22 protein-coding genes are annotated in these 26,027 nt (G+C 65.8%); 3 read left to right on the plus strand and 19 right to left on the minus strand.

The window, feature by feature from the left end:
- The 4 genes from V6M50_RS15930 to argH all read right to left on the minus strand — a co-directional run.
- Nucleotides 1–477: precorrin-2 dehydrogenase/sirohydrochlorin ferrochelatase family protein (locus V6M50_RS15930; RefSeq protein ID WP_332819561.1), on the minus strand; the 477-nt coding region annotated here is incomplete at its 3' end.
- Complete coding sequence (lysA, locus tag V6M50_RS15935; protein ID WP_332819562.1) at nucleotides 477–1,736, minus strand: diaminopimelate decarboxylase; 1,260 nt, start codon at nucleotides 1,734–1,736, stop codon at nucleotides 477–479. The genes V6M50_RS15930 and lysA, both read right to left, overlap by 1 nt.
- Nucleotides 1,737–1,871: 135 nt before the next feature.
- Entirely contained in the window at nucleotides 1,872–2,123 is a 252-nt protein-coding gene (locus V6M50_RS15940) for a hypothetical protein (protein ID WP_332819563.1), read from the minus strand.
- On the minus strand, nucleotides 2,123–3,499 hold the full coding sequence (gene argH, locus V6M50_RS15945) for an argininosuccinate lyase (protein WP_332819609.1): 1,377 nt from the start codon (nucleotides 3,497–3,499) through the stop codon (nucleotides 2,123–2,125). Before argH ends, V6M50_RS15940 begins: the two co-directional genes overlap by 1 nt.
- Before the next feature lie 70 nt (nucleotides 3,500–3,569).
- Here argH and V6M50_RS15950 point away from each other — a divergent pair, with 70 nt between their 5' ends.
- Complete coding sequence (locus V6M50_RS15950) at nucleotides 3,570–4,127, plus strand: TlpA family protein disulfide reductase (protein ID WP_332819564.1); 558 nt, start codon at nucleotides 3,570–3,572, stop codon at nucleotides 4,125–4,127.
- 294 nt (nucleotides 4,128–4,421) lie between these two features.
- Here V6M50_RS15950 and V6M50_RS15955 read toward each other — a convergent pair whose 3' ends face one another.
- The 11 genes from V6M50_RS15955 to zwf all read right to left on the minus strand — a co-directional run bounded on the left by V6M50_RS15955 (nucleotide 4,422) and on the right by zwf (nucleotide 19,400).
- Entirely contained in the window at nucleotides 4,422–4,757 is a 336-nt protein-coding gene (locus V6M50_RS15955; RefSeq protein ID WP_332819565.1) for a hypothetical protein, read from the minus strand.
- Between the two features lie 255 nt (nucleotides 4,758–5,012).
- Nucleotides 5,013–6,014: an NAD(P)H-dependent glycerol-3-phosphate dehydrogenase gene (locus V6M50_RS15960; protein WP_332819566.1), complete on the minus strand. Its 1,002-nt coding sequence runs from the start codon at nucleotides 6,012–6,014 to the stop codon at nucleotides 5,013–5,015.
- 41 nt (nucleotides 6,015–6,055) lie between these two features.
- Nucleotides 6,056–6,988: an alpha/beta fold hydrolase gene (locus tag V6M50_RS15965; RefSeq protein WP_332819567.1), complete on the minus strand. Its 933-nt coding sequence runs from the start codon at nucleotides 6,986–6,988 to the stop codon at nucleotides 6,056–6,058.
- A 3-nt stretch (nucleotides 6,989–6,991) separates the two neighbouring features.
- Nucleotides 6,992–7,846 carry an alpha/beta hydrolase gene (locus V6M50_RS15970; protein WP_332819568.1) on the minus strand — a complete coding sequence of 285 codons (855 nt, stop codon included), beginning with the start codon at nucleotides 7,844–7,846 and terminating at the stop codon, nucleotides 6,992–6,994.
- 2 nt (nucleotides 7,847–7,848) lie between these two features.
- Nucleotides 7,849–9,297: a DUF3336 domain-containing protein gene (locus V6M50_RS15975; protein WP_332819569.1), complete on the minus strand. Its 1,449-nt coding sequence runs from the start codon at nucleotides 9,295–9,297 to the stop codon at nucleotides 7,849–7,851.
- Between the two features lie 24 nt (nucleotides 9,298–9,321).
- Nucleotides 9,322–10,887 (minus strand): WS/DGAT/MGAT family O-acyltransferase, encoded by a 1,566-nt coding sequence (locus tag V6M50_RS15980; RefSeq protein WP_332819570.1) that lies wholly within the window; start codon nucleotides 10,885–10,887, stop codon nucleotides 9,322–9,324.
- Between the two features lie 178 nt (nucleotides 10,888–11,065).
- The gene (locus tag V6M50_RS15985; RefSeq protein ID WP_332819571.1) at nucleotides 11,066–13,411 is read right to left on the minus strand and encodes a glycerol-3-phosphate 1-O-acyltransferase; all 2,346 of its coding nucleotides are present in this window, start codon (nucleotides 13,409–13,411) and stop codon (nucleotides 11,066–11,068) included.
- Between the two features lie 106 nt (nucleotides 13,412–13,517).
- Nucleotides 13,518–15,074 (minus strand): HAD-IB family hydrolase, encoded by a 1,557-nt coding sequence (locus tag V6M50_RS15990; RefSeq protein WP_332819572.1) that lies wholly within the window; start codon nucleotides 15,072–15,074, stop codon nucleotides 13,518–13,520.
- Nucleotides 15,075–15,163: 89 nt separating this feature from the next.
- The gene (gene eda / locus V6M50_RS15995; RefSeq protein WP_332819573.1) at nucleotides 15,164–15,787 is read right to left on the minus strand and encodes a bifunctional 4-hydroxy-2-oxoglutarate aldolase/2-dehydro-3-deoxy-phosphogluconate aldolase; all 624 of its coding nucleotides are present in this window, start codon (nucleotides 15,785–15,787) and stop codon (nucleotides 15,164–15,166) included.
- A gap of 172 nt (nucleotides 15,788–15,959) precedes the next feature.
- Nucleotides 15,960–17,801, minus strand: coding sequence for a phosphogluconate dehydratase (edd, locus tag V6M50_RS16000; protein ID WP_332819574.1), 1,842 nt, complete (start codon nucleotides 17,799–17,801; stop codon nucleotides 15,960–15,962).
- A 195-nt stretch (nucleotides 17,802–17,996) separates the two neighbouring features.
- Entirely contained in the window at nucleotides 17,997–19,400 is a 1,404-nt protein-coding gene (gene zwf, locus V6M50_RS16005; protein WP_332819610.1) for a glucose-6-phosphate dehydrogenase, read from the minus strand.
- A 184-nt stretch (nucleotides 19,401–19,584) separates the two neighbouring features.
- On the opposite strand from zwf, the gene glpD reads away from it, so the two are divergent.
- Complete coding sequence (gene glpD, locus V6M50_RS16010) at nucleotides 19,585–21,087, plus strand: glycerol-3-phosphate dehydrogenase (RefSeq protein ID WP_332819575.1); 1,503 nt, start codon at nucleotides 19,585–19,587, stop codon at nucleotides 21,085–21,087.
- Between the two features lie 85 nt (nucleotides 21,088–21,172).
- Here the strand turns inward: glpD and V6M50_RS16015 are convergent, their stop codons facing one another.
- A complete protein-coding gene (locus V6M50_RS16015; protein WP_332819576.1) occupies nucleotides 21,173–21,913 on the minus strand; it encodes an SDR family oxidoreductase in 741 nt (246 codons plus the stop codon).
- 98 nt (nucleotides 21,914–22,011) lie between these two features.
- Here V6M50_RS16015 and V6M50_RS16020 point away from each other — a divergent pair, with 98 nt between their 5' ends.
- Nucleotides 22,012–22,917: an AraC family transcriptional regulator gene (locus tag V6M50_RS16020; RefSeq protein WP_332819577.1), complete on the plus strand. Its 906-nt coding sequence runs from the start codon at nucleotides 22,012–22,014 to the stop codon at nucleotides 22,915–22,917.
- Here the strand turns inward: V6M50_RS16020 and V6M50_RS16025 are convergent.
- From V6M50_RS16025 to V6M50_RS16035, 3 genes are all read right to left on the minus strand, one after another.
- Nucleotides 22,914–23,576, minus strand: a complete 663-nt coding sequence (locus V6M50_RS16025; protein WP_332819578.1) for an MOSC domain-containing protein — start codon at nucleotides 23,574–23,576, stop codon at nucleotides 22,914–22,916. The genes V6M50_RS16020 and V6M50_RS16025 overlap by 4 nt on opposite strands.
- 40 nt (nucleotides 23,577–23,616) lie before the next feature.
- Nucleotides 23,617–24,786, minus strand: a complete 1,170-nt coding sequence (locus V6M50_RS16030) for an MFS transporter (protein ID WP_332819611.1) — start codon at nucleotides 24,784–24,786, stop codon at nucleotides 23,617–23,619.
- A gap of 193 nt (nucleotides 24,787–24,979) precedes the next feature.
- Nucleotides 24,980–26,014 (minus strand): aldo/keto reductase, encoded by a 1,035-nt coding sequence (locus V6M50_RS16035; protein ID WP_332819579.1) that lies wholly within the window; start codon nucleotides 26,012–26,014, stop codon nucleotides 24,980–24,982.
- Between the last annotated feature and the right edge of the window lie 13 nt (nucleotides 26,015–26,027).

Consider the following 26,027-nt stretch of genomic DNA (forward strand, 5'->3'; position numbering starts at 1 on the left):
GCCCCGCGCGAGCGCGGCGTCGAGCGCGCGGCGGCGCTCGGCGGCGGCGGGCCAGCGCGTCTTCATTGCGGCGCGTGCGGCGTGGAGCGCCGCGGCGAGCGCGCCGAGACGGGTGGGGAGCAAGGCCTCGATCCGCTGGCGCACCGCCTTCGCGAGCCCTGCCGACGCGCCGCCCGTCCCTATCGCTATCGTCACCGGGGCGCGGTCGACGATTGCGGGGGTGGTGAAATCGCAAAGGTCCGGGCGGTCGACGACGTTGACGAGCAGGCCGCGGGCACGGAGCGCCTCGGCCGCCGCGCGCGCTTCGTCCCCATCATCGAGCGCGACGAAGGCGATGGTCGCGCCCTGCTCCCACTCCGGCACGATCCGCCCGCCCGCGCGAACGATCAGCCGCGCCTTGGCATCGGCGGCCTCCCCTTCCCCCACCAGCACGACCGGGCGGCCGCGAAGGTTGAGGAAGAGGGGCAGCTGTTCCATCAGTCGATCCAGTCGGGCACGCGCTCGGCCGCCATGATCGTGCCCGCGGTGATGCGATCGGCGACGACGGCATAGCGGTCGCCATCGACGAGCACCTCGGGAACGAGGCTGCGGCTGTTATAGGTCGATGCCATGGTCGCGCCATAAGCCCCGGCGGTGCGGAAGACCGCCAGGTCGCCTGCCTCAACCTTGTCGGTCACGCGGTCGCGCGCGAAGGTATCGCCGGTTTCGCACACGGGGCCGACGATCGACGCGGTCATCGTCTCACCCGTCGGCTTGACCGCGACGAAGTCATGGTAGGCGTCGTAAAGCGCGGGTCGCGCGAGGTCGTTCATCGCCGCGTCGACGATCACGAACGGGTTCGTCGCGCCGGGCTTGACCCACAAGACCTCGGTGAGGAGCACGCCGGTGTTGCCCGCGATAACGCGGCCGGGTTCGAACATCAGGGTGACGTCCCAGTCCCTGGTCACGCGCGCGACCATCGCGCCATATTCGGCCGGCGACGGCGGATTATCGTCGGCCTTGTACGGCACGCCGAGGCCGCCGCCGAGATCGACATGGGTGATGCTGTGGCCCGCGGCGCGGAGGTCGGCAACGAGGCGGCCGACGCGCTCGAACGCGGCCTCGAGCGGCGCGAGGCTGGTGAGCTGGCTGCCGATATGGACCGCGATGCCGCGCATCTGGAGGCCCGGCAGCGCGGCGAGACGGGCGAAGATTTCGGGGGCGCTGTCGATGCCGACGCCGAACTTGTTCTCGGCCTTGCCCGTCGAGATCTTGGCGTGCGTGCCCGCGTCGACGTCGGGATTGACGCGGAGCACCGCGGGGGCAGTCATCTCCTTTGCGAGCGCGATCTCGGCGAGCGCGACCCCTTCGGGTTCATGTTCGATATTGAACTGGCCGATGCCGCGGTCGAGCCCCTGCGCCAGTTCGGCGCGCGTCTTGCCGACGCCCGAAAAGACGATGTCCTCCGCCGCCATGCCCGCAGCGAGCGCGCGTTCGAGCTCGCCGCCCGACACGACATCGGCGCCATAGCCCTGCCGCGCAAGGACACGCAGCACGCCGAGGTTGGGGTTGCACTTGATCGCGAAGGCGATGTGCTTCTTCGGTACGTCCTTCAGCCCGTCGCGGAACGCCTGGGCATGGCGTTCGAGCGTCGCGCGCGAATAGATATAAACGGGGGTGCCGATTTCTTCGGCGATACGCGGCAAGGGAATGTCTTCGGCGTGCATCACGCCGTCACGAAGTTCAAAATGATTCACAAGTAAATCCTAATAATATGCGCCGTTTGCCCTGAGCTTTTCGAAGGGCCGTTCTTTTCTTCTCCAACGTCCCGGAAAGAACGGTGCTTCGACAAGCTCGGCACGAACGGAAAAGGAAGGCGGCTTCGAGTTCAATCAGCCCCGAGGCGGCAAGTCAAAATCGTCGGTTTCGCGCTGTTCGGACCGTTTGAGAAGTTCGTCGCTGCGCGCGGGCCGGGCCTGCGCGTCAGGCGTCGTAAGCTCCTCCGTTGTCGGGGCGCGGGTCGCGCCGACGGGAACGACCGGTGCAGGTTGGCCTGCAACGGGCTTCAGATCTTCCTTGCTGCCGCATGCGCCGAGCAGGGCGGTCGCGGCAAGCGTTGCCATGATGAGGCGCTTCGTCGCCATCAAATCGTTCCTTCGAGCGCGGCGCGGGCCGCGGCTATCGCCTGTCTTACCCGTTCGGGCGCCGTACCGCCATAGCTCACGCGGCTGGCGACCGACGCCTCGACGGTCAGCGCCGCCAGCACGCCGGGTGTGACCGCGGCGTGGATCGCCGCGGCGTCGGTTGCGGGCAGCGCCGACAGCTCGACGCCCAGCTCCTCGGCGCGCTTCACGCACGAACCGACGACATGATGCGCCTCGCGGAACGGCAGCCCCGCCTCGCGCACCAGCCAGTCGGCGAGGTCGGTCGCGGTCGAATAGCCCGAGGCGGCGAGCGCGCGCATGCGGTCGGTGCGGAAGGTCAAGGTTTCGATCATGCCGGTCATTGCGGCGAGCGACAGCGCGAGCGCGTCGAAGGCGCCGAAGACGGTTTCCTTGTCGTCCTGCAGATCCTTCGAGTAAGTGAGCGGCAGGCCCTTCACGATCACCGCCAAACGCTGGAACGCGCCGAGCAGCAAGCCCGCGCGGCCGCGCACCAGTTCGGCGGCGTCAGGGTTGCGCTTTTGCGGCATGATCGAGCTGCCGGTCGACCAGGCATCGGGCAAGCTGATGAAGCCGAAGGGCTGGCTCGCCCAGATCACGATTTCCTCGGCGAGGCGCGAGAGGTGGATCGCGGCGATCGAGGCGGCAGCGCAGAATTCGAGCGCGAAGTCGCGGTCCGAAACGGCGTCGATGCTGTTCGCCATCGGCCGGTCGAAGCCGAGCGCGGCCGCGGTCGCATGGCGATCGACCGGGAAGCTGGTCCCGGCCAGCGCTGCGGCGCCAAGCGGCGATTCGTTGAGGCGGCGGCGCGCATCGGCGAAGCGCGAGCGGTCGCGGCCGAACATCTCGACATAGGCGAGCAGGTGATGGCCGAGCGTCACCGGCTGCGCGACCTGGAGGTGCGTGAAGCCGGGCATGATGCTGTCCGCATGCTCGCCGGCGCGCGCCAGCAGCGCCGTCTGCATCGCGGCGAGCCCCGCGTCGATGCGCGTCATCGCCGTGCGCGTCCACAGGCGGAAGTCGGTGGCGACCTGGTCGTTGCGCGAGCGCGCCGTGTGGAGGCGCCCGGCGGCCTCACCGACCAGTTCTTTCAGCCGCGATTCGACCGTCATGTGGATGTCTTCGAGCGCGAGGTCGACGGGGACACCGCCCACAGCGAATTCATCGGCGATCTGGGCGAGGCCGCGATCGATCACGATCGCATCGTCGGCGCCGATGATGCCCGCCGCGCCGAGCATCGCGGCGTGCGCGCGGCTCGCCGCGATGTCCTCTTCCCACAATCGCTTGTCGACCGGGATCGAGGCGTTAATCTCTTGCATGATTGCGGCGGGTCCGCCACCGAAGCGGCCGCCCCACATGCTATTGCTGTCCGGAGTATCCGCCATTCGCCGCTTTCCAAACCCGTATCTTGCGATCCTTGCCCTCCTGATGGCCGGATCGGTCGCGGGTTGCGATAGGGAAAAGCAGTCAGGCGGGCAAGCGGGAGCGGGCGAAGCAAATATTTCGCCCGGCCAAGCGAAGGATGGCGGCCTCGGCCATTTCCAGCACCAGGTCGATCGCAGTCAAAAAGGCAAGACCGCGCCAACCGTTGCCTTTCGCGGTCCCGATGATGCGGAGGTGACGCTGGCGTCGTTCCGGGGCAAACCGCTGCTCGTCAATCTGTGGGCGACATGGTGTGCGCCCTGCGTTGCCGAAATGCCGACACTCGACGCGCTCGCGGCGAAAAGCGGCGAGCGCATGGCGGTGATCGCGGTCGCGCAGGACCTGCAAGGCGCCGAGGTGGTCGATCCGTGGTTCCAGAAGGCGGGGCTGAAGGCGCTGCAACCCTATATCGACCCCCAAAACGGCCTGCTCGACGCCGCGAACAGCGCGCTGCCGACGAGCATCTATTATGACGCCGAGGGGCGAGAAATCTGGCGCGTTGTGGGCGCGATCGACTGGCAGGGCTCGGAGGCCAGAGCGTTGCTGGCGGAAGCAGGCGGTTAAGCGAGAGAAAATATCTTCGTCATTCCCGCGAAAGCGGGAACCCAGCGAATGAGTTGTTTCCCGGCGGAAGCCGGGATCCAGAGTGCGCCGCATGGGCCCCGGCTTTCGCCGGGGAACGATATTCGTAGCTGGGTTCCCGCTTTCGCGGGAATGACGATTTTATATTAGCAAAAGGCGAAAAGGGCGGGCGCCCCATGACGCCCGCCCTTCCCTGCGACCCGGAGCAAGGTCCGGGGAGCTCAAGCGTTTTCAAGTCAGAGACGACCCGGAAAACGCGTTCAAACAACGCAGGCTTTAACCGCCGACCGTCACGCGGCCGCTGCGATAGCCCTTCTTGCGCATTTCCTTCACATAATCCTTGTCGGCGTCGACGACCTCGGTCTGCCATTCGTCCCACGCGTCCCAGCGGTCCTCGCGGTCGGTCGAGTGGCGAAGGTCGCTGGTCAGCTCCTTCTCCGCCTCCAGAATGTCAGCTCTATAATTATACCATTGCTGGTTGACGATGCCCGCGATCGGCGACGTGCGGATATGCGGCGCCTCGAATCCCGGCGGCATCGAGCCATAAGGAACCGCGGCGGTCACGCTGGCGGGGAGTGCCAGACATATAGCAAGGGTGGTCCACTTTTTCATCGTCCATCTCCTGATTACGCCCGGTTGAAGGGCGGTCAGGGGAGTCAACGAAGCGCGCGGCCGATTTCTTCCCGGCTGGACGGAGATTCGGCACGGCTGACGGCGGATTCGAGGAGGCGGGCCATCCACCGTTCGTCCTGAGGAGGGGCTGAGCTTGTCGAAGCCCCGTCTCGAAGGACCCGACATCGCGGTCCTTCGAGACGCCATTTTGACAAGCTCAATGGCTCCTCAGGATGAACGGTGGATAGCGATCGTTCAGCCCGGGTGTGCTTCGTCGCCGACGGCCGAACGCAGCAGGCCGCGAAATACATCCTGCGCGCTGCGTTTTCCTTGCGTCACATCATACACGTCGCGCGCGATCGGCATGTCGAGGCCGTGGCGTTCGGCGAGCGCGATCACCGTCGGTGCGCTCTTCACCCCCTCCGCCACCATGTTCATGCCGGCGATGATGTCGTCGATACGCCCGCCCTTGCCCAGTTCGACGCCGACGTGGCGGTTGCGCGACAAGGGGCTGGTGCAGGTCGCGATCAAATCGCCCATGCCGGTGAGCCCGGCGAAGGTTTCGGGGCGCCCGCCCATCGCGACGCCGAGCCGGGTGATCTCGGCAAGCCCGCGCGTCATCAGCGCCGAGCGGGTGTTGTCGCCCGCGCCGAGGCCGTCGCCCATCCCGACCGCGATCGCGATGATATTCTTGAGCACGCCGCCCAGCTCGCAGCCGAGCAGGTCGGTGTTGGTGTAGACGCGGAACAGCCCCGAGTGGAACACCGGCTGGAGCGCGCGGACGACAATCTCGTCCTCCATCGACAAGACACTCGCCGCGGCCTGCCCGGTCATGATCTCGCGCGCCAGGTTCGGCCCGGTGAGCACGCCGACCGGATGGCCGGGCAGCACTTCCTCGATCAACTCGGTCATCCGCTTGCCCGAGGCGAGTTCGAGTCCCTTGGTCAGGCTGATCACCGGCACCCATGGACGAAGATGGTTCTTTGCTTCCTCGAGCACGGCGCGAAAGCTGTGCGAGGGGACACCCATGACGAGGACGTCGGCCCCGGCGACCACCTCGGCCATGTCGGCGGTGGCGCGCAGCGTCGGCGGCAGCGCGATGCCGGGCAGATATTTGCGGTTCTCGTTATGCTGGTTGATGTCGCCGACGGTCTCGGCATCGCGCGCCCACAAGGTGATCGGCGCGTTGCGCGACACCAAGGACGCAACCGTCGTGCCCCAGCTGCCTCCTCCGAGCAGGCCGACCTTCAACCGCATGCGTCTCTCCCCCTTATTTTCGGGAGAGACTGACGATCATTTCAATGCTTGGCAAGAAACTCGCGCTGGACCATCGCGGTCGCCTTCGGGGCCTCGATCATCGGCACATGCGCGACATCTTCGAAGATGTGTGACGTGCTGCCCGCGATCCCCGCCTCGAGCACCGCGACGCAGCTGACGTCGATCAGCTTGTCGTGGCGACCCCAGATGATCAGCGTCGGCACCTTCACCTTGCCGAGCTGGTCGTTGAGCGGCTTTTCTTCCATCTCGTCGGCGATGACCCAGAAGATTTTGTCGAGCAGGTCGCGGTGCTTGAGCGCGTCGGCGTAGATCACGGGTTTCAGCCGCGCCGGGACATGCGTCGGCTTGCGGACGACGAAGGCGATCAGCCGGTCGGCGTCCTCCAGACTGGCGAGCACCAGCGGATTATAATCGCGGTCGGCCGCCAGTTTCTGCAACTCGCTTTCGTTCGCGCCGACGATCCCGGCATTGTTCATCAGCGTCAGCGTGCGCAGGCGATCAGGATAGTCGATCGCAAAGCGCAGCGCGATCCACCCGCCCATGGAGTTGCCGCCGAGGTGCGGGCGTTCGATGCCGAGCGCGCCCAGAAACGCCTTGAGCCGCGCCGCCTGGGTTGCGACGTCGAACGGCAATTCGCCGTCGCGGTCATTCTCGCCGAACCCCGGCAGGTCGGGTGCGATCAGATGATAATCGCGCGTCAGCCACGGCGCGTAAAAGGTCCAGTGATCCTTGTCGGCGCCGAAGCCGTGGACCATCACGAGCGTCGGCTTCGAGCGATCGCCGCCCTCGAGATAGGGCCAGACGCGGCCGTCGACGATGATCGTCTTGCGTTCGACCCGCGCGCGCTTGCGCATCAGCCAGCGCATCAGCAGCACGAGTTGCTCGGGGAAGAAGAAATAGAGCAGCGTCAAAAAGACGGCCACCGAGATGAGGACGAGAATGAAGAAATTCATGGCTCAGTTTCCGCCGGGGATATGCGCATCGAACCAGCCGATCAGATCGTCCAGCACCGCATCGCGTTCGGGCTCGTTATAGATTTCGTGGAACAGGCCCGGATAGATTTCGAGCCTTTTGTCGATCGATGCGACATTGGCGAACAGATAACGCGACCCGGCCGGCGCGGTCAGCCGGTCGGCTTCGCCATGCTGGATCAGGATCGGCAGGTAGATTTTCGGTGCGTCGGCCTGCGCGACCGCCATCGCGTCCATGAATTCCTTGCCGAGCCGCGCGCCGATCTTGCCGCCATAGACGAGCGGATCGGCCTGATAGGCGGCAACGACTTGCGCATCGCGGCTGACGCCGTTCGCATCGAGCGAGAGCACGCCGAGCCGCGGGAAGAAGCGCGAGAGGAAGCGGCTGATCCATACGGTGAAGCGCGACGGCGGTTCGGCGGGCAGGATCGCCGGGCCGGAGACCGCCGCCGCGACAAAGGCTTGCTGGCGCTCGACGAGGAACAGGGTCGCGATCAGCCCGCCCATGCTGTGGCCGAGGAGCAAACGCGGCGTATCGGCATGGTTGATTTCGACGAGCGTCAGCAATTCGCTCATCCCGTCGAGAAAGGCCGAAAAGCGGGGAACGAAGCCGCCCTCGCCGTCCGAATTGCCATGGCCCCAATGGTCGACCGCATAGACGGCATAGCCCGCGCCGGTCAGCCGTTTCGCGACATAGGCGTAGCGCCCGGCATGTTCGGCATAGCCGTGCGCGAGCAATATGATCGCGCGCGGGCGGCCTTCGGGCAGCCAATGGGTGACGTGAAGTTTTGCGCCCGCGCCGGCGGAACCGGCAGGCAGGATCACCGCACCCGCCGCCATGCTCAGCGAACCGCCTTCTTCAGCGCCGCGCTGCGATGGCCGGGACCATCGTCGCCCGCCTTGTCGATCTTGGCGAGGATCGCTTCGAGCGCGCGGCTGATCGCGGTCTGGGTGCGGACCATCTCGACCTTGGGCCAGGCGGTGCGTTCGCCGGTGTCGATCAGTTCGTCGATGTCCTCCTGCGCGAGGTCGGACAGGATCTTCGCCGGCGACCAGAATTTGGGCGGGCGGATGATGTTGATGTCGCCGGTATATTCCTGATTGATCACCGATCGCGCCATGTTGGCGAAGCTGTTGAGCGGCGGCACCCATTCGAGCGGCTTCTGGAAGATGATCATATTGGCGTTGAGCCACGCCTTGAAGGTCGCCATCGACGCATGCTGGATCGCCTCGATCGGCGCCATCTGCTTGCGCGTGTCGGTCGCGAAGGGCAGCGCGATCGGGTTCGCCTGGCTGACGATATGATGGTTCACACCGTAGAGCCGCTCGAGCCGCTTGGTCGGAATGTCGTGCGTCACCGACCCGTCGACCCACCGCCGGTCGGGCTGGTACGGGATTCGCTCGCCCTTGTCGTCGCGCGCCATCAGCATCACCGGCGGGAACACGCCGGGCACCGCGCACGATGCAAGCACGGCTTCGCGGATCAGCACGTTCGGCGCGGTAATCGCATTGAGCATCCGGCCGTTCTGATGCTTTTCGGCGGGCGCGACCGAGACGTTGAGGTGGCGGCCGCTGACCTCATAGGCTTCCTGAAAGGTCAGGTCGGGGATGAGATCGGCGAGCCGCTCGCGCACCTCGTCGGGCGCGAGCCGCCGCCCGTCGGAATCGCGGTCGGGGTTGGCGAGGCGGTCGCTTTCGAGGAAGGCGCCGATGTCGGCGTTCTTGCGCGTGCACACGACCGCGGCGACGATCGACCCGCCGCTCGCCCCCGACATGATCGCGGGCAGCACGCCTTCTTCCCACAAAGCCTTCACCACGCCGATATGGAAGAACAGGAAGCTGCCCGATCCCGAGAGCAAGAGCGCCGAACGGCCATAGCAATGCTGGGCGCGGCGGAAGAAGTCGCGCTTTTCCTCGCGGCTGATGCTGCGCGCGGTGGCGATCTTGTCGAGCGAGACGACAACCTCGGCGACATAATCCTCGATCAGCTTCTTCGTCCCGAAGCGCGCTTTTTGATACAGCCGCTCGTGCCCCATGCCGTCGATATTGCCGTGGATCCCCTCGTTGAGGACAAAGAGCAGCCCCTTGACGTCGCCCGCCGCCGACAGCTTGCGCAGCCTTTCGAGCCGCGCGCGGATCGCCTTATAGTCGAAATGCTTGCTTTCGTCGGCGTCGCGCCACGCCTGCAGCCCCGATTTCTTGTCATGTTCGCGCGCCGCCTTGGCCCAGGCGATATAGTCAGGCGCGGTCACAAGATCGCGGTCGGCGCTGAGCGTCGGGGTGAAGAGCATTCGGTAATCCTGCGAGAGCATGGTTTATTTTTTGCGAGTCTTGCCGGTCGCGTTCGCTTTAGCAACCGGTTTCACCTTGGGCTTGGCGGCAGGTTTTGCGACGGCTTTCGGTTTCGGCTTGGGCTTGGCCGCGGGTTTCGGCGTTGCCGTAGCGGCTTCGGGCTTTTCGACCTTCGGCACCGCGGCCATCAGGTCGGCGAAACTTTCCTCGATACACTCCCTGAAAAAGGCAATGTCGGGCATCACCGCACGTTCGGAGATGAGCGAGAAGGCGATGCGGCCGTTGTAGCTGGGGGTCGCGACGAACAGCCCCATATTGTTCGCGAGCGGCGCCATGCCGTGCTGCTGGACGAGTTGCGCGCCGGCGAGATAGAGCGGAACCTGCGCGCCCGGCACGTTCGAGATGAAGAGGTTGGTGCCGCGCACCGCAAAGCGCTCGCTGGTGACGAGCCGCGCGACCGCCGCCATCGTCGCGCCGGGAATATGCTGCGACAGGTCGGTCATGATCCGCGCGCTGACCCCGGCCTTCGCTTCCTTCGCCTCGACCGTATAGTCGCGGATCGCGGCGAGGCGCGCGAGCGGATCGGCGATGTCGGTGCGGATCGGGACGCTCATCGCCGAAACCTGGTTGCCGGGTTTCGATGCCTTGCCCGCGCCCTTTTCCTTACCGCGCAGATTGATCGGCGCGACCGCGACGAGGCTGTCCTTGGGCAGCTCCTTGTGCTTCGCCAGATATTTGCGCAGCGCGCCGCCGACGGTGGTGAGCACGACGTCGTTGACGGTGGCGCCGGGAACCTTCTTGCGCACGTCCGCCACATCGGCGAGCGCCACGGAAGTCCCGTCGAACATCTTGTGCGGACCGACGGGGACGTTGAAGCGCGTCTCCGGAACCCCCGCGGTCATCCCACCCTCGGCGATCGCCTTGCGCGCCGACGAGATGATCGCGGGCGACATCTTCATCAGCGCGTTCATGAACTTGACCGGCGACTGTAGCGATGCCGACCAGGCGCGCGAGAAGGTTTCGCTACTCGACGGCGCCTGGCCCAGTTCCTCGACGGGCGGCGGCTCGGCAATCGCGGGGGTGCCCTTTGCATCGATGTCGCTCATCGCGATGAAGGCATGCGCGCCAGAGGCGCCATCGACCGCGGCGTGGTGGACGCGGTGGAGCATCGCGAAGCTGCCCTTCGGGATGCCGGGAATACGGTCGAGCCCCTCGATGACATAAATGTCCCACAGCGGGCGGTTCATATCCATCGGCTTCGAGAAATAACGCGCGACCGCGATGCAGAATTGCCGCCAGTCGCCGGGCTCGGGCAGCCGCGCGTGGCTCATATGCGCCTCGATGTCGAAATGTTCGTCCTCGACCCAATAGGGATGGTCCATGTCGAACGGCAGGCGATGGAGGCGGCGCTTGAACAGCGGCGAGGTGTGAACGCGGCTTTCAACGTGGCGGATGATGTCCTTGAAGCGCACGAAGCCGCCGGGCGCGGTCGAGGGGTCGTAGATATAGACGCCCATGATGTGCGTCAGATTGTTCGCGGTCTGGGTGTAGAGGAACTGGGCGTCCTGCGCGCTGAGCTGCTTGAGCATGTTAGGGCCTATCCAAATCAAAAACTTCGTCATTCCCGCGAAAGCGGGAACCCAGTTGCGAATATTGTTCCCCGGCGGAAGCCGGGGTCCACAGCAACGTCGCAATGGATCCCGGCTTTCGCCGGGAAACTTCGTTCACTGGGTTCCCGCTTTCGCGGGAATGACGAAGGGAGGCGGGTCACGGCTGTTCTCCCCCCGCCGGCAATCGGTCGGCGAGCGCCACGGTCGAGAGGCGCATCGTTTCCATGACGTTTGCGAGGCCGCGCAACTCCGTCAGCAGCGCGCGGCGCGCGGCGAGGTTCACCGGGGTCGCGTCGGCGGCAAGTCCCATATGGCGCATCAGGGAGAGGCCATTGGCGAAGAGCAGCTTGCCGATCGCCGCCTCGCTGCTGATCCGGCGGAGGAGATAGGCCTGCTTGCCTTCGGTGAGCGCAGCGTCGAGCAGTGTTTTTTCATCGACGGCATCGCCCGGCCGCGCGCGTGCAAGCAGGTCAGCGACGACCGAATAAGCCTCGGCAAAAGGCAGCAGGATCGCGTGGCCGACGACGGGCTGGCAGCGGCGGATGAGCTGCGCGATGCCGCGGTCGCCGCTGGCGAGGCGGCGATCCCATACGGGATCGATCCGGGTGAGTTCGGCTTCGAGCGCAGCGCGATGTTCGTCGCGCGGCGGATAGAAGAATTCGAATTTGAACAGGTCGCGTAGCCGATCGATCTTCGCCCAGAAGGCCGCGGTCGCATCGCCGCTGTCGGCATCGCGCAGCTCGAACAGCGCGAGTTCGATCATCGCGCGGTCGAGGAAATGATGCGCGATGATGTTGCGGTAATAGCTTGCCATCGGATGCTTGGCGGGGTCGATCGAATAGACATTCTCGCTGCCCGCCTCATAGCGCGCGAGCAGCCCGCTTTCGACGAGCGTATCGACGGTAGCCGAAAGCGCCGCATCGTCGCCGCTTTCGAGTTCGCTGCTGAGGCGGATGTCGCGCGCCCGCGCCCAATCGGTCACCGCGCCGATCGCGCCAAGCAACTCTGCCGCGGTTGCACCCCTCGGCGCCATGCCGAGCAGGATCAGGCACATCACCGACGTGACCGTCAGCGGCGTCACCCGGTTCGCCTCGACCGCGACCGCGAAGGCGATTTTTTCGAGCGCGCGCTTGTCGTCGGGACCGGGGGCTTCGTCGATCACCACGGGGTTGCCGATGTCGAGGCGGATGCGGCCCGAGGGTTCCTTGAGACTCTTCATATAGCCGAGGAACCATGACAAGGATTCGGGCTTCTTGTTCCGCCCCGTCTGTTCGGCGGCATATTCCTCGACATCGCGGATCAGGTCGAAGCTGGTGACGAAGGGCACGAAATGCACATCGCGCGTGCCCGTCGCGTGCGCGGCGTCGAGGACATATTTCATCAGGCCATATTTGGGGGGCATCAGCTTGCCGAGCCGCGAGCGCGTTCCCTCGAACGCCCATGACAGCGGGAAGCGTTTCGCGAGCAGCCAGGCGATATAGTGGCGCAATACAAGCTTGTAGACCGGCTGGTCCTGGAAACTGCGCCGGATGAAGATCATCCCCGAGCGGCGGAAGAATTCGCCCATCACCGCGAAATCGAGATTGGCGCCGCCGAAGCTGTGCAGCATCGGCATGTCATTCTCATAGGTAAGGCGGCTGGGGGTCGCGCCGTCGATATAGGTCTTGTGGGTGAACAGGATCGCGGTCGGATGTTCGCGCAGGATCGAGCGCAGCTTGGCAAGCTCGTCGGCATCGACCTCCATCTCCGGCGCGTAGCCACCGAACATCATGCGATCGAGCCGGGCACGCAGGTCGAGGAAGAGCGCCGAAGGCCGCGCGATAACCTCCTTCATCAGCGGCCGCGCCTCGCGGAAAAGCTCGGCAACCGGGCGGCCCGTCGCCTCGGACAGTTCGGCAAGCGCGGCGCGGAATTTGGGGCTGGTGCGCAGCCCATCGGCGACGAAGCGCGGCACCTTGTAGCGCGTGCCGCGGATGCCGCGTTCGGCGACGTCGAGCGCGAGCCCCGCCTGCCGCGCGACGAAGCCCGCAAACTCCGGGCTGTCAGTTCCCTCGCCGTCGCCGCCGCCGGTCTGCGCGCAGAAACGGTCGCGCAGCGCGTCGAGGGTCGCCGCCTCGCCGACCAGGATTTGCGCGCGGCGACGGTCGCGGAGCAGGATCAGCCGCGCGCGGAGCGGACCCGGATGCCGGGGGTCGCCGAAAATCAGGTGACGGAACTTGAGCGCGCGGTCGCGCTCGAACCCCGGGATGCGCCACGCGACACGCAGCGGCACGACCTGCCGCGACGGCGATCCGTCGAGCCGCGCGCGCAGCATATCGAGCGGGAGCGCATGATCGTCGTCCTCGATCGCGAGGCTCGCCCACGCGGGATCGCCGTCGCCGCTCGTCGAATGGATCCAGTCGAGGAGCAGCCGCCGCTCGACCCCGCCCCGCGCGTCGATGATATAGAGCCGGTCGGCCGCATGCTCCGCCACGATTCCGGTGCGGGGCGTTCCGTCAGCCACGGCCCTGCGCCCCCTCCGTCATTGCGAGCGAAGCGAAGCAATCCAGTGTTGAGCAGACCGCTCTGGATTGCTTCGCTTCGCTCGCAATGACGAGGTGATACATGCTCTAGGCTTTCCTTCCCTTTCGGGGGGGAGCCTTCTTCGCGACAGTATTGCTCTTCGCCGCCGGTTTCTTTTCGGCCGTCTTCTTCGGCTTCGGTGCATCAGCCTTCACTTCGGAGGGCGCTTCGGTCGCTACCGATTCCGCCACGCTTTCCTCGGGCTGGCCGAGCGTTCGCAGGAACATGTTGCGGACGTCGCGAACATGGTTGTTGATCGTCCGGACGCTCCATTTCGACGTATCGACCGGTGGCAGCACCGTGACGCGCACCGTCGCGGGGCGCATCACGAACTCGTTTTTCGGCGCAACGTCGGTGGCGTTATGGATGACGATCGGGACGATCGGGACGCCCGCCTGCATCGCCAGATGGAAGGCACCCTTCTTGAACGGCTCGAGCTTCGGCGTCAGACTGCGCGTGCCTTCGGGCGAGATGCAGATCGACTTGCCCTCGACCTTGATCGCATCGACCAGCGGCTCCATCGCCTTGATCGCGCTTTTGCCGTCGGCGCGGTCGACGAAGACGGTGCCGCCCCATTCCATCAGCTTGCCGAGGATGGGGATGTCCCTGATCTCCTTCTTGCCCACCCCGCCCATGTCGCGGCGGATGAGCTTGGCGAGAATCATCACGTCCGCCTTGCTCTGGTGGTTGAAGATGAAGACGCACGGGCGCGACGACCAGAGATGCTTCTCGTCCTCGACCTCAAGCTCGACCCCCGTGATCGCGGTCGCGAAATCGCCGAACAGCCCGATCGAGAAATTCGCCGCCTCGCGCTGCGATCGCGTCAGCGCCCAGATCGGCAGGCCCGCGGCGAAGGCGCCGACGAGCGAGCCGGTCGCGTAAATGGTGCGGGTGTAATCGACCCAGCTCGGCGTGCCGCGGCTGCCGAAGCGTTGCACCGGCCAGCCGTTCTCCTCGGCGATCGCCTTGAGTTTCAGATTGGGGTTGAGCGGGCGCGGCTTGCCGACGCGTTCGAGCAGTTCGATGTCGTCGTCGCTGTCCGAATAGAAAAAGCTCTGGTCGAGATCGAGGCCATATTCGGCCGCCAGTTCCTCGGCCGCGAGCACCTTGCCCTCGCCGAAGCAGAGCGGGCGGATAATCTCGCCGGTGAAGACGCCGTCCTCGATCTCATAGGCTGAGCATTTGATGTCGTCGATGCCGAGGTCGCGCGCGGTGGGTTCGATCTGGTAGATCGTCGCCGACGAGATGATCGCAACGCGGTGCCCCTTCGCCTGGTGCGCCTCGATAATCGCGCGGGTTTCGGGATAGATTTTCCGGGCGATATGCTTCTTGTAGAGCTCCTCGCCGAACTCGATGAAGCTCTCCTCGTCGACGCCCTTCATGAATTTGGCGGCGCCCGACATCAGCCCCGAAAAGCCGATGGTGCCAAGGCTGTGCTGCGCGATCACCTGCGCGGTTTCGGCAATCTCTTCCATCGACATTTCGCGGCGCTGGAATTTTTCGCGCAGCATCGCGGTCGCCGAATAGCCCGAGATGATCGTGCCGTCGAAATCGAACAACGCGGCGATATGCGATCCCGGCTCCGATGCCAGAACTTCGTCCAAATGCGGTTGCGGCCTCGGCACGCCTGTCTCCCCACCAACGGCTATATTGCCGCCTTATCCCTGCACAGTGACAGGTAAAATGGGGTTAATCAATGGCGCGAAAGCGCCGCCGCCTCGCGCGCCAACGCCTCGATCCGCGCGGGGTCGAGCGGGCCCGAGGGAACCACCCAGCTGCCGCCGACGCACAGCACCGCTTCGAGCGCGAGCCATTCGGGTGCGGTCGCGAGGCTGATGCCGCCGGTGGGGCAGAAGCGCGCCTGACCGAAGGGGCCGGCGAGCGCCTTCAGCGCCGGGATGCCGCCGCTGGTCGCCGCGGGGAAGAATTTGAAGCGGTCGAGGCCGAGGTCCATGCCGCGCATGATGTCGCCGGCGTTGGCGGTGCCCGGCAGGAAGGGGATGCCGCTCGCGACCGCCGCCTTGCCAAGGTTGTCGGTGAGGCCCGGCGAGACGATGAATTCGGCGCCGGCGTGGATCGCAGCGCCGAGCATCGCGGGATCGAGCACCGTACCCGCGCCGACGATCGCGCCCTTGACCTGCTTCATCGCGGTGATCGCGTCGAGCGCGGCGGGGGTGCGCAGCGTGACCTCAAGCACCGTCAGCCCGCCGGCGATGAGCGCCTCGGCCATCGGCACCGCATCCTCGACCCGGTCGATGACGATCACCGGGATGACGGGCGCGAGGCGCATGATCTGGTCGATGGATTGGTCGGTCATTTTTTACTCCGTTCGCGCTCGTTGCTGCGCGTTCCAATTGTTCCGTTCGTGCTGAGGAGCGGCCGAGACTGAGCTTGACGAAGGCTCGGTAGCGTCTCGAAGCACCGCTTGCGGCCCTTCGAGACGCCGCTTCGACAGGCTCAGCGGCTCCTCAGGGCGAACGGAGGGTGGGTCAAATCACGGCCTCCATCGCCGCCAATACCGCCGACCCGCCCTTTTCGGCTTCATCGGCATGATGGCGGAACAGGGCGAACAATTCGCGGCCGACGCCCAGCGCCGGCGGCGGCGCGACGGCGGGACTGCGCGCGGCCCAGATATCGGGATCGACGAGCGCGAGCACCTCGCCCTTGCGCGCGCAAATGCGGACAATGTCGCCGTCGGTAAGGAAGGCAAGCGGGCCGCTGACGCCATCGATACCGGGCAGCGCCTCGGGCGAAAGATGGATCACCGCGGGCACCTTGCCGCTCGCGCCCGACATGCGGCCGTCGGTGAGGAGGGCAACACGAAAACCCTTGTCCTGCAACACACCGAGCGCCGGCGTCAGCTTGTGCAGTTCGGGCATGCCGTTGGCGCGCGGGCCCTGGAAGCGGACGACAACGATGAGGTCGCGCTCGAGTTCGCCCGCCTTGAACGCGGTCAGCACCTGATTCTGGTCGTCGAATATCCGGCACGGCGCCTCGATCGTCCAGCGATCCTCAGCAACCGCGCTGGTCTTGATGATCGCGCGGCCGAGATTGCCCGCGAGCAGGCGCATCCCGCCGTCGGGCGAGAAGGGCGCGGCGACCGGGCGCAGCATGGTGTCGTCGCGGCTTTCGGCGGGCGCGGCCTGCCAGTGAAGTTCATCGTCGACCAGCACCGGCTCGCTTGCATAATCGGCCATCGTTCCGCCGACGGTGAGCACATCGCCGTGGAGCAAGCCCGCCCCGAGCAATTCGCGCACGACATAACCGATGCCGCCCGCGGCGTGGAAGTTGTTCACGTCGCCCGCGCCGTTCGGATAGACGCGCGCGAGCAGCGGCACCGCGTGGCTCAATTCGTCGAAATCCTGCCAGTCGATGATAATCCCCGCGGCGCGCGCGATCGCGGGCAGATGGATCGCATGGTTGGTCGAGCCGCCGGTGGCGAGCAGCCCGATCGCGGCATTGACGATCGCTTTCTCGTCGACGCAGCGCGACAGCGGACGATAATCGTCGCCGTCCCAGCCGATTTCGGCGACCCGGTGCGTCGCGGCGCGCGTCAGTTCCTGGCGCAGCTTGGTGCCGGGGTTGGTGAAGGCGCTGCCGGGGACGTGGAGCCCCATCAGCTCCATCATCATCTGGTTGCTGTTCGCGGTGCCGTAGAAGGTGCAGGTGCCCGCGCCATGATAGCTCGCCGCTTCGGCTTCGAGCAGTTCGTCGCGGGTCGCCTTGCCCTCGGCATAAAGCTGGCGGACGCGCTGTTTTTCCTTGTTCGCGAGGCCCGAGGGCATCGGCCCGGCGGGGATCAGGATCTGCGGCAGGTGGCCGAAGCGCAGCGCGCCGATCAGCAGCCCGGGGACGATCTTGTCGCAGATGCCAAGTAGCAGCGCGCTCTCGAACATCGCATGGCTGAGCGCGATCGCCGTGCCCTGCGCGATATTGTCGCGGCTGAACAGCGACAGGTCCATGCCCGCCTGCCCCTGCGTTACGCCGTCGCACATCGCGGGGACGCCACCCGCGACCTGCGCGGTCGCGCCAACCTCGCGCGCGAAGAGTTTGATCTGTTCGGGATAGCGGCCGTACGGCTGATGCGCCGAGAGCATGTCGTTATAGCTGGTTACGATGCCGATGTTCATTTCGGCGCCCGACCGGATCGCGGGCTTGTCCTCGCCCGAGGCGGCAAAGCCGTGCGCGAGATTGCCGCACGAGAGGTTGCCGCGGTTGGTACCGGCTTCGCGCTGACGGTCCATCAGATCGAGATAGGCGGCGCGGCGGGGGGCGCTGCGGGCGATGATGCGGTCGGTGACCGTTGCGATGGTGGGGTGGAGATCAGTCATGGCAATTCCAAAACCCTCTCCCCTTGGGGGAGAGGGATGCGCAGACTTGCGAGCTTGCTCGCTAGTCGAAGCTGGGTGAGGGTGTGAACGGCAGCGGAGAAAGCAGCGACAGAGACCCTCATCCAACTGCGCCTAGTCGCTGCGCGACAAGGCTTCGTATCCTTCTCCCCCAAGGGGAGAAGGTTTGGGGCGGCTTCAGTCATGCCAGCTCGCTCCGTCGCGTTCGATCAGCGCGATCGCGCTCGACGGGCCCCAGCTTCCCGCAGTGTAATTCTGCGGCGCCATGTCGACCTCGGCCCAGGCGTCGCGGATCGAGTCGATCCACTGCCACTGCGCCTCCACCTCGTCGCGGCGGACGAACAAAGTCTGGTCGCCCTCGATGAAATCGAGCAGCAGGCGTTCGTAGGCGATCCGCCGCCGCTCGCCCGCAAAGCTGTGCGAGAGCGAGACGTCCATCGTCACTTCCTTGAGCTTCACCCCGTCGCGGTCGAGCCCCGGCTGCTTCGCCATCACCTTGACCCGAATATTTTCCTCGGGCTGGAGGTTGATGATCATGCTGTTCGCATCGAGCTTGCCCGCGCCGACGCGCGCAAAGATATTGTGCGGCACCGGCTTGAACTGGATGAGCACTTCGGACTTGCGCTGCGGCATGCGTTTGCCAGTGCGCAGGTAAAAGGGCACGCCCTTCCAGCGCCAATTGTCGATATAGGCCTTGATCGCGACGAACGTCTCGGTGTTCGACGGGTTGCCGAGTTCGTCGGCGTAGCCCGCGACCGCGCCGCCATTGACCGCGCCGCTGGTGTACTGGCCCTTGACGCTGTGCGCCTTGACATCAGCGGCGGTCAGCTTGCGGAGGCTCCGGAGCAGCTTGACCTTCTCGTCGCGCACCGCGGTCGACGAGACGCTCGACGGCGGCTCCATCGCGATGATCGCGAGCAGCTGGAGCATATGGTTCTGGACCATGTCCTTCAGCGCACCGACACCATCATAATAGGAGACGCGGCCCTCGAGCCCGACGGTCTCCGCGACGGTGATCTGGACATGGTCGATCGCCTGTGCGTTCCACAGCGGTTCGAAGAGCATGTTGGCAAAGCGCAGCGCGAGCAGATTCTGCACCGTTTCCTTGCCGAGATAATGGTCGATGCGGAAGACTCGGTCCTCGGCAAAGGCATCGCCGACCTGCGCGTTCACTTCGCGCGACGAGGCGAGGTCGTGGCCGATCGGTTTTTCCATCGCGATGCGGCATTCGGTGCAAGCGATCCCCGCGGCGTTGAGCCCCTGCGCGATCGGTCCGAACATCGATGGCGGGGTCGACAGATAAACGCCGATCGGGCGCTGCATCCGGTCCCCGAGCAGCGCGGCAAGGTCGTCGTATCCGGTGCCCGCGCCGGCATCGATCGCGCAATAGTCGATCCGTTCGATAAACGCATCGACCGCGCTCGCCTCGATACGGTCGGCGGGCAGATGTTCGGTCAGCGCGTCGCGGACCTGACCGTGAAAGGCGGCGCGATCCATCTTCGAGCGCCCCGACCCGATGATCGTCAACGCATCGGCGAGCAGCCCGTCGAGGTGGAGGTTGTAGAGCGAGGGAAAGAGCATGCGCTGCGCGAGATCGCCCGTCGCGCCGAACAGTACCAATGTTTCGACTTTCACGCTCACAAAAATCCCCTTGGACATCCATCTTCAGAAATGGAGGAGCCGCCGCCCGATTGCAACGCGCATACGTAGGCCGCATACGATGTCTTTTCTTGGCAAAATCCGCAGGATTGCCATAGGGAGCGGCATGCCCGACAGCGCCCTTCCCTATGATGTCATCGTCGTCGGCGGCGGCATCAACGGCGCGGGGGTTGCGCGCGATGCCGCCGGGCGCGGGGCGCGGGTGCTGCTGCTCGAGGCAGGCGACCTCGCACAAGGCACCTCCTCATCGTCGACCAAGCTGATCCACGGCGGCCTGCGCTACCTCGAACATTATGAATTCGGCCTCGTCCGCGAGGCGCTTAAGGAGCGCGAAATCCTCTGGGGCATCGCGCCGCACATCATCCATCCGCTGCGCTTCGTGCTGCCCTATCGCGACGGTTTGCGGCCGCGCTGGCTGCTGCGGCTCGGACTGTTCCTCTACGATCATATCGGCGGGCGGAAAAAGCTGCCCGCAACGCGGTCGATCGATTTGCGCCGCCATGTCGCGGGCGGCCCGCTCCAACCGCAATATGTCCACGGCTTCGAATATTCGGACGGCTGGACCGACGACGCGCGGCTGGTCGTGCTGAACGCGCGCGATGCGGCGGATCGCGGCGCGCGGGTCCGCACACGCACCCGCGCCGAGATGCTGCGCTGCGAGGATGGCCTATGGGTCGTCGAAGCAAGCGACGACCGCGGCCATCACTATCGCTTCACCGGCCATAGCGTCGTCAACGCCGCGGGGCCCGCGGTGCTCGACCTGCTGAAGCGCGCCGATGCCGAACCCGATCACGCGATGCGGCTGGTGCGCGGCTCGCACATCGTCGTGCGCAAATTGTTCGAGCACGACTATGCCTATTTCTTCCAGCTACCCGACGGGCGCATCTTCTTTGCCATTCCCTATGAGCGCGATTTCACGCTGATCGGGACGACCGACGAGGATCACCCGGACCCCGCCATCGTGCCCCGCGCGAGCGACGCGGAAATCGCCTATCTGTGCGAGGGCGCGAGCCTTTATTTCCGTACCCCCGTCACCCCCGCCGATGTCGTCTGGACCTATTCGGGTGTCCGGCCGCTGGTCGAGGACGGGTCGGGACGGCCCGAAGCGGCGACGCGCGGGTACCGCATCGATCTCGATATGGAGGAAGGCGCACCCTTGCTCACTATCTATGGCGGCAAGATCACCAGCTATCGCCACGTTGCCGAGGCCGCGGTCGACGCGCTTGCCGGACATGTGCCCGCGCTGTCGGGCAAGCGCTGGACGGCGAAGGCGCCGCTGCCGGGCGGGGGCTTCCCGACGAGCGGCGCCGCGGCGCTGATTGCCGAGATCCGCCTGGCCTATCCTTTCCTCACCATCGCCACCGCCGACCGTATCGTGCGGGCTTACGGCCTCGATGCGCGCGAATGGCTGGGCGATGCGGACGGTTGGGATGCGCTCGGCGGCGAGATCGGCCATGGCCTCAGCGCCGCCGAGGCCGAGTGGCTGGTGACGCACGAATGGGCGCGAACCACCGACGACATCTTGTGGCGGCGAACCAAACTGGGGCTGCATTTTACGCCTGAAGAGGTGGCGAAGCTTGCTGCCTGGCTTGAAGCGAAGCGGAATTAAACTTCGTCATTCCCGCGAAAGCGGGAACCCAGTTGCAACGCTGGCTCGCTGGGTTCCCGCTTTCGCGGGAATGACGAGGTGGTGTTTATGCAGCAGCCAGCGCCAGGGCATCGGCGCCGGCGGGGAAATGCGCCTGCCCGCTTTCATCATGCACGGCCTGCCACACCGCCTCCGCGACATCGGCCTCGGTCGTGACCAGCGCGGGTTCGGCCATCACGGCGAGGATCGGTTCGGCGTAGGACCAATAGGGTGCGGGCAGCACATCCTCGAGACGGATTTCGGTGTTCTGCGCAAAGGCGGTGGTCGGGCCATAGCCCGGCTCGACGAGCTTCACCGAAATGCCGAGCGGTTCGAGTTCATGGACGAGTGACTGGGTGAAACCCTGAATCGCGGTCTTGCTGCCCGTGTAAGCAGCGGCGAGAGGAAAGGAGGCGAGCGTCGCCGACGAAGTCACGTTGACGATGACCCCCGCGCCGCGTTCGCGGAACTGCGGGATCACCGCCTGCGTCATCGCGATCGTCCCCAGCGTGTTGGTTTCATAGACGTCGCGGATCTTCCGCATCGGCGAATGTTCGAGCGCGCCGAACAGGCCGATGCCGGCATTGTTGACGAGCACGTCGATCGGACCCGCCAGTTCGAGCGCGAGCGCGATGCTGTCGGCGTCGGTGACGTCGAGCGCGAGGACGCGCAGCCTTTCGGAAGTTGCAAAAGGTGCCGCGGAGGGGTTGCGCATCGTGGCGATGACGTTCCAGCCCCGGGCGTGGAAATGGCGAGCAGTTTCAAGGCCGTAGCCCGACGAGCAGCCGGTAATGAGGATGGTTTTCATGGACACTTTCCTTTTTTAAGTTGGTGGAAAGCATCTAGCCAATGCCATTCGGACTATCTATAATCCGAAATCCGTAATTCATTATCGATAGTCCATATATGCCCGATCCCCTCTCCGATCTCATCGCGCTGCTCCGCCCGCGCACCGTCTTTGCCAAGGGGATCAGCGGCGCCGGACCTTGGGCGGTGCGCTATGGCGATTTCGGGTATCCGGGATTCTGCACGGTCATAGAGGGACGGTGCCGGCTTGCGGTCGATGGCGCCGAGGCGGTGACGATCGAAGCGGGGGATTTCGTCTTCCTTCCCGCGACGCCGGGGTTCACCATGTCGGGGTTCGAGCCCGCCGAGCCCATCCTTGTCGATCCGCACCCCGCCGCCGGAGTTGCCCAAGAGGTGCGCCATGGGCGGCAGGATGGCGATGCCGATGTGCGGATGCTCGGCGGCTATTTCATCTTCGATTCGCCCGATGCGAGCCTGCTCGTGTCGCAGCTTCCCGCGCTGATCCATTTGCGCGGGGCCGAACGGCTCGCAACGCTCGTGCGGCTGGTGCGCGAGGAAGCGGGCGACGCGCGGCCGGGCTGTGACCTGATCCTGTCGCGCCTCGTCGAAGTGCTGATCGTCGAAGCTTTGCGCTCGGTCGAGGGCGATGATGCGCCGCCGGGTCTGCTGCGCGGGCTCGGCGATCCGCGGCTGGCGGCGGCGATCCGGCATATCCATGGCGAACCCGCGCATCCGTGGACCGTCGCCGAACTGGCGAAGGAGGCAGCGCTGTCGCGCTCGGCCTTCTTCGACCGCTTCGCGCGAACGGTCGGCGTGCCACCGATGGAGTATCTGCAGGGGTGGCGCATGAGCCTGGCCAAGGATCTGCTGCGCCGCAAGGCGGGCGGGCTGGCCGAGATCGCGACACGCGTCGGCTATGGTTCGGCGAGCGCGTTCAGCACCGCCTTTGCGCGTCATGTCGGGGTGCCGCCGAAACGTTACGCGCTGGCGAGCGGCGGCGCTTAATCGGCGCCGAACTGCCCGGCGAGCTTGGCCCGGCGTATTTTCCATGTTTCGGCGAGGACGGGGACGTCGCGCAGCGCGCGGAGGTCGGCCGGGCGATCCTTCGCCTCGCCGCCGATCAGCAGGGCGAACAGCGATGCCAGCGGCCAGTCGGGCCAGGGCCGCTCGACAAGCTCCAACGCATCGCCCGCCTGCACCTGCCCGGGTTCGAGCACGCGATAATACCATCCCGTCCGGCGCGTCTTTACGACCTGCGCCATCACGCCTTTGGTCTCGAAACGGTGATCGAGCTTCCAGCACGGCTGGCGTGCTTGGGTTACTTCAACGAGCGCGGTGCCGAGCCGGAAGCGGTCGCCGAGGAAGACATTCTGCTCGTCGAGGCCTGCGGTCGAGATATTTTCCCCGAACGCACCCGGCGCATCGAGCAGCGGCACGTCGCCCAGATACTCGCGCCACCAGGGATAATGGTCGGCCGGATAATGGTGGATCGCCTTGTCGATGCCGCCATGAACGGTACGGTCGGCCTGTTCGTCGCCGGCAAGGCCCATCGGACCGACGGCGACCGGGTGCGCCACCGGCAGCTTGCCGATGGCGCTCGGTTCATCGTCGCCGCGGAAGGGGCGGACCTTGCCAAGGAGGACGGCGAGAATCTCGGCTTTCATGCCTGCGATTGCATAGGCTCCGCGGTGGAAATGGCAATCGTCAGGCTTTGGCGGCGACCGGCAACGGGGCGGATCGCGTCCGCGATGCCAGCACGATCGCAAGGCCAGCCACCGCCATCACCGCGCCCGCGACCGACACTGCCGGAAAGCCGAGCCCAAGGCCGATCACCCCGCCGCCGACCGCAGCGCCGACGGCATTGCCGAGGTTGAAAGCACCGATATTGACCGCCGAGGCCAGGTTGGGGGCATCCGACGCCGCCTCCATCACCCGCATTTGGAGCGGCGGGACGATGGCGAAGGTCGCGACGCCCCACGCGAAGATCGTGACCGCCGCAGCAATGGGCGAAACCATCGTCACCGCGAAGAGCAGGAGCAAGGCGGCCAGCCCGGCGAGCGAGACGATCAGCGTGCGGTCGATCGAGCGGTCGGCAAAGATGCCGCCGAGCCAGTTGCCGAGCGTGAGACCGAGACCATAGATCACCAGCATCGCGGTCACATACAGCGTCCCCGCCCCGGTCGCTTCGGTCAGGATCGGTGCGATATAGGTGAAGACGGTGAACATCGCCGCCGAGCCGATCGCGGTGAGCGCGAGCGCGACGAGCACCTCGCGGCGTTTCAGCACGCCAAGCTCGGCGAGCATATTGCCGCCCTCGGCGCGCGGAATGTCGGGGAGCGCGAAGCGGAGCGCGGCCATGGTGATGAGGCCCCAGATCGTGATCGCACCGAACGCGGTGCGCCAGCCGAACGTCTCGCCGACCCACGGCGCGAGCGGCACGCCGATGACATTGGCGAGCGTCAGCCCCATGAACATCGCCGCGACCGCACTCGCGCGCTTCTCAGGCGCGACGAGGCTCGCCGCGACGACCGAACCGACACCGAAGAAGGCGCCGTGGTTCAATGAGGTGATGACGCGCGCGACCATCAGCGTCGTGTAATCGCCCGCGATGGCAGAGAGGAAATTGCCGATGGTGAAGATCGCCATCAGGCCGATCAGCAAGGTGCGCCGGTTCATCCGCGCGGTGGTGAGCGTCATCAATGGCGCGCCGAGCATGACGCCGAGCGCATAGGCCGACACGAGCAGGCCCGCGGCGGGGATCGACACCCCCAGCCCCTCCGCCATATCGGGGAGAAGACCCATCGGCGCGAATTCGGTGATGCCGATGCCGAAAGCACCGGTGGCGAGCGCCAGCAAGGGGAAGTTGATCTTCATGAGTCCGGTTCCTGTCAGAAGCTGCTTGGAAATGCGGTCCATCACCGCATCCCCGAGCGAAGACGAGGGGCCAAGCCGAGCGAAGTCGAGGCTCGGTGCGGGTTCTCGCTTCGCTCGAACGAGCCCCTCGTCTTCGCTCGGGGATACGGAGGGGCGCCGAAAAACTGTGTTTTGTGAATCTCCAAACGCTCTCTCAGACGAGCGGCGGGTTCAGTCGGGCAAAACCCGCCTGCTGCCGATAGGGTGTGTGCGGATAGGGCGGCAGCACGTCGCTCGCGGCGTCGAGCGCCGCGATCTGGTCGGCGGTCAGCGCCCAGCCGACCGCGCCTAGATTCTGCCGCAGCTGTTCTTCGTTGCGCGCGCCGATGATCACCGACGACACAGTCGGACGCTGGAGCAGCCAGTTGATCGCGACCTGCGGCACGGTCTTGCCGGTTTCGGCCGCGACCAGCTCGAGCGCATCGATGACGCGGTAGAGCAACTCTTCGGCGACCGGCGGCGCGAATTGTTCGGTCTCGTGCAGACGGCTGCCCTCCGGGACCGGGCGGCCGCGTCCGATCTTGCCGGTCAGGCGGCCCCAGCCGAGCGGGCTCCACACCAGCGCACCGACACCCTGGTCGGCGGCGAGCGGCATCAAATCGGCCTCATAGGCGCGCCCGATCAGCGAATAATAGACCTGGTGCGCGACGAAGCGCGGCTTGCCGAGGCGGTCGGCCACGGCCTGCGCCTTCATCAACTGCCAGCCCGGATAATTGGAGACGCCGGCGTAGCGCAGCTTGCCCGCCGCGATCAGCGTAGCGAGCGTATCCATCAATTCGTCGGCCGGGGTCGAGGCGTCGAAGGCGTGGAGTTGGAGGAGGTCGATATGGTCGGTACCGAGCCGGCCGAGCGAATCCTCGACCGCGCGGATCAGCCGGCTGCGCGAGGCGCCCCAGTCCTGCGGCCCGTCGCCCATCGGCAGCCCGGTCTTGGTCGAGATCAGCACTGCGTCGCGGCGACCCTTGATCGCCTCGCCCAAAATCTCCTCGGAGGCGCCGTTCGAATAGACATCCGCGGTGTCGAACAGGGTGACGCCGGCGTCGAGGCTGATGTCGATCAACCGCCGCGCGTCCTTCGCATCGCTTTGCCCCCAGGCGCTGAACAGCGGGCCTTGGCCGCCAAAGGTTCCGGTTCCGAAGCTCAATGCCGGTACGCGAAGGCCCGACGATCCCAGTTGACGATATTCCATGATCCACCCTTTC

Source organism: Sphingopyxis sp. (assembly GCF_036675685.1).
Classification (GTDB): Bacteria; Pseudomonadota; Alphaproteobacteria; order Sphingomonadales; family Sphingomonadaceae; genus Sphingopyxis.

Bases quoted from the DNA above. Each gene is read 5' to 3' on its own strand.
- V6M50_RS15940 (WP_332819563.1), bottom strand. From the start codon at position 2,123: ATGGCGACGAAGCGCCTCATCATGGCAACGCTTGCCGCGACCGCCCTG.
- argH (WP_332819609.1), bottom strand. From the start codon at position 3,499: ATGTGGGGCGGCCGCTTCGGTGGCGGACCCGCCGCAATCATGCAAGAG.
- V6M50_RS15950 (WP_332819564.1), top strand. From the start codon at position 3,570: ATGGCCGGATCGGTCGCGGGTTGCGATAGGGAAAAGCAGTCAGGCGGG.
- V6M50_RS15955 (WP_332819565.1), bottom strand. From the start codon at position 4,757: ATGAAAAAGTGGACCACCCTTGCTATATGTCTGGCACTCCCCGCCAGC.
- V6M50_RS15960 (WP_332819566.1), bottom strand. From the start codon at position 6,014: ATGCGGTTGAAGGTCGGCCTGCTCGGAGGAGGCAGCTGGGGCACGACG.
- V6M50_RS15965 (WP_332819567.1), bottom strand. From the start codon at position 6,988: ATGAATTTCTTCATTCTCGTCCTCATCTCGGTGGCCGTCTTTTTGACG.
- V6M50_RS15970 (WP_332819568.1), bottom strand. From the start codon at position 7,846: ATGGCGGCGGGTGCGGTGATCCTGCCTGCCGGTTCCGCCGGCGCGGGC.
- V6M50_RS15975 (WP_332819569.1), bottom strand. From the start codon at position 9,297: ATGCTCTTCACCCCGACGCTCAGCGCCGACCGCGATCTTGTGACCGCG.
- V6M50_RS15980 (WP_332819570.1), bottom strand. From the start codon at position 10,887: ATGCTCAAGCAGCTCAGCGCGCAGGACGCCCAGTTCCTCTACACCCAG.
- eda (WP_332819573.1), bottom strand. From the start codon at position 15,787: ATGACCGACCAATCCATCGACCAGATCATGCGCCTCGCGCCCGTCATC.
- edd (WP_332819574.1), bottom strand. From the start codon at position 17,801: ATGACTGATCTCCACCCCACCATCGCAACGGTCACCGACCGCATCATC.
- zwf (WP_332819610.1), bottom strand. From the start codon at position 19,400: ATGCTCTTTCCCTCGCTCTACAACCTCCACCTCGACGGGCTGCTCGCC.
- glpD (WP_332819575.1), top strand. From the start codon at position 19,585: ATGCCCGACAGCGCCCTTCCCTATGATGTCATCGTCGTCGGCGGCGGC.
- V6M50_RS16015 (WP_332819576.1), bottom strand. From the start codon at position 21,913: ATGAAAACCATCCTCATTACCGGCTGCTCGTCGGGCTACGGCCTTGAA.
- V6M50_RS16020 (WP_332819577.1), top strand. From the start codon at position 22,012: ATGCCCGATCCCCTCTCCGATCTCATCGCGCTGCTCCGCCCGCGCACC.
- V6M50_RS16025 (WP_332819578.1), bottom strand. From the start codon at position 23,576: ATGAAAGCCGAGATTCTCGCCGTCCTCCTTGGCAAGGTCCGCCCCTTC.
- V6M50_RS16030 (WP_332819611.1), bottom strand. From the start codon at position 24,786: ATGAAGATCAACTTCCCCTTGCTGGCGCTCGCCACCGGTGCTTTCGGC.
- V6M50_RS16035 (WP_332819579.1), bottom strand. From the start codon at position 26,014: ATGGAATATCGTCAACTGGGATCGTCGGGCCTTCGCGTACCGGCATTG.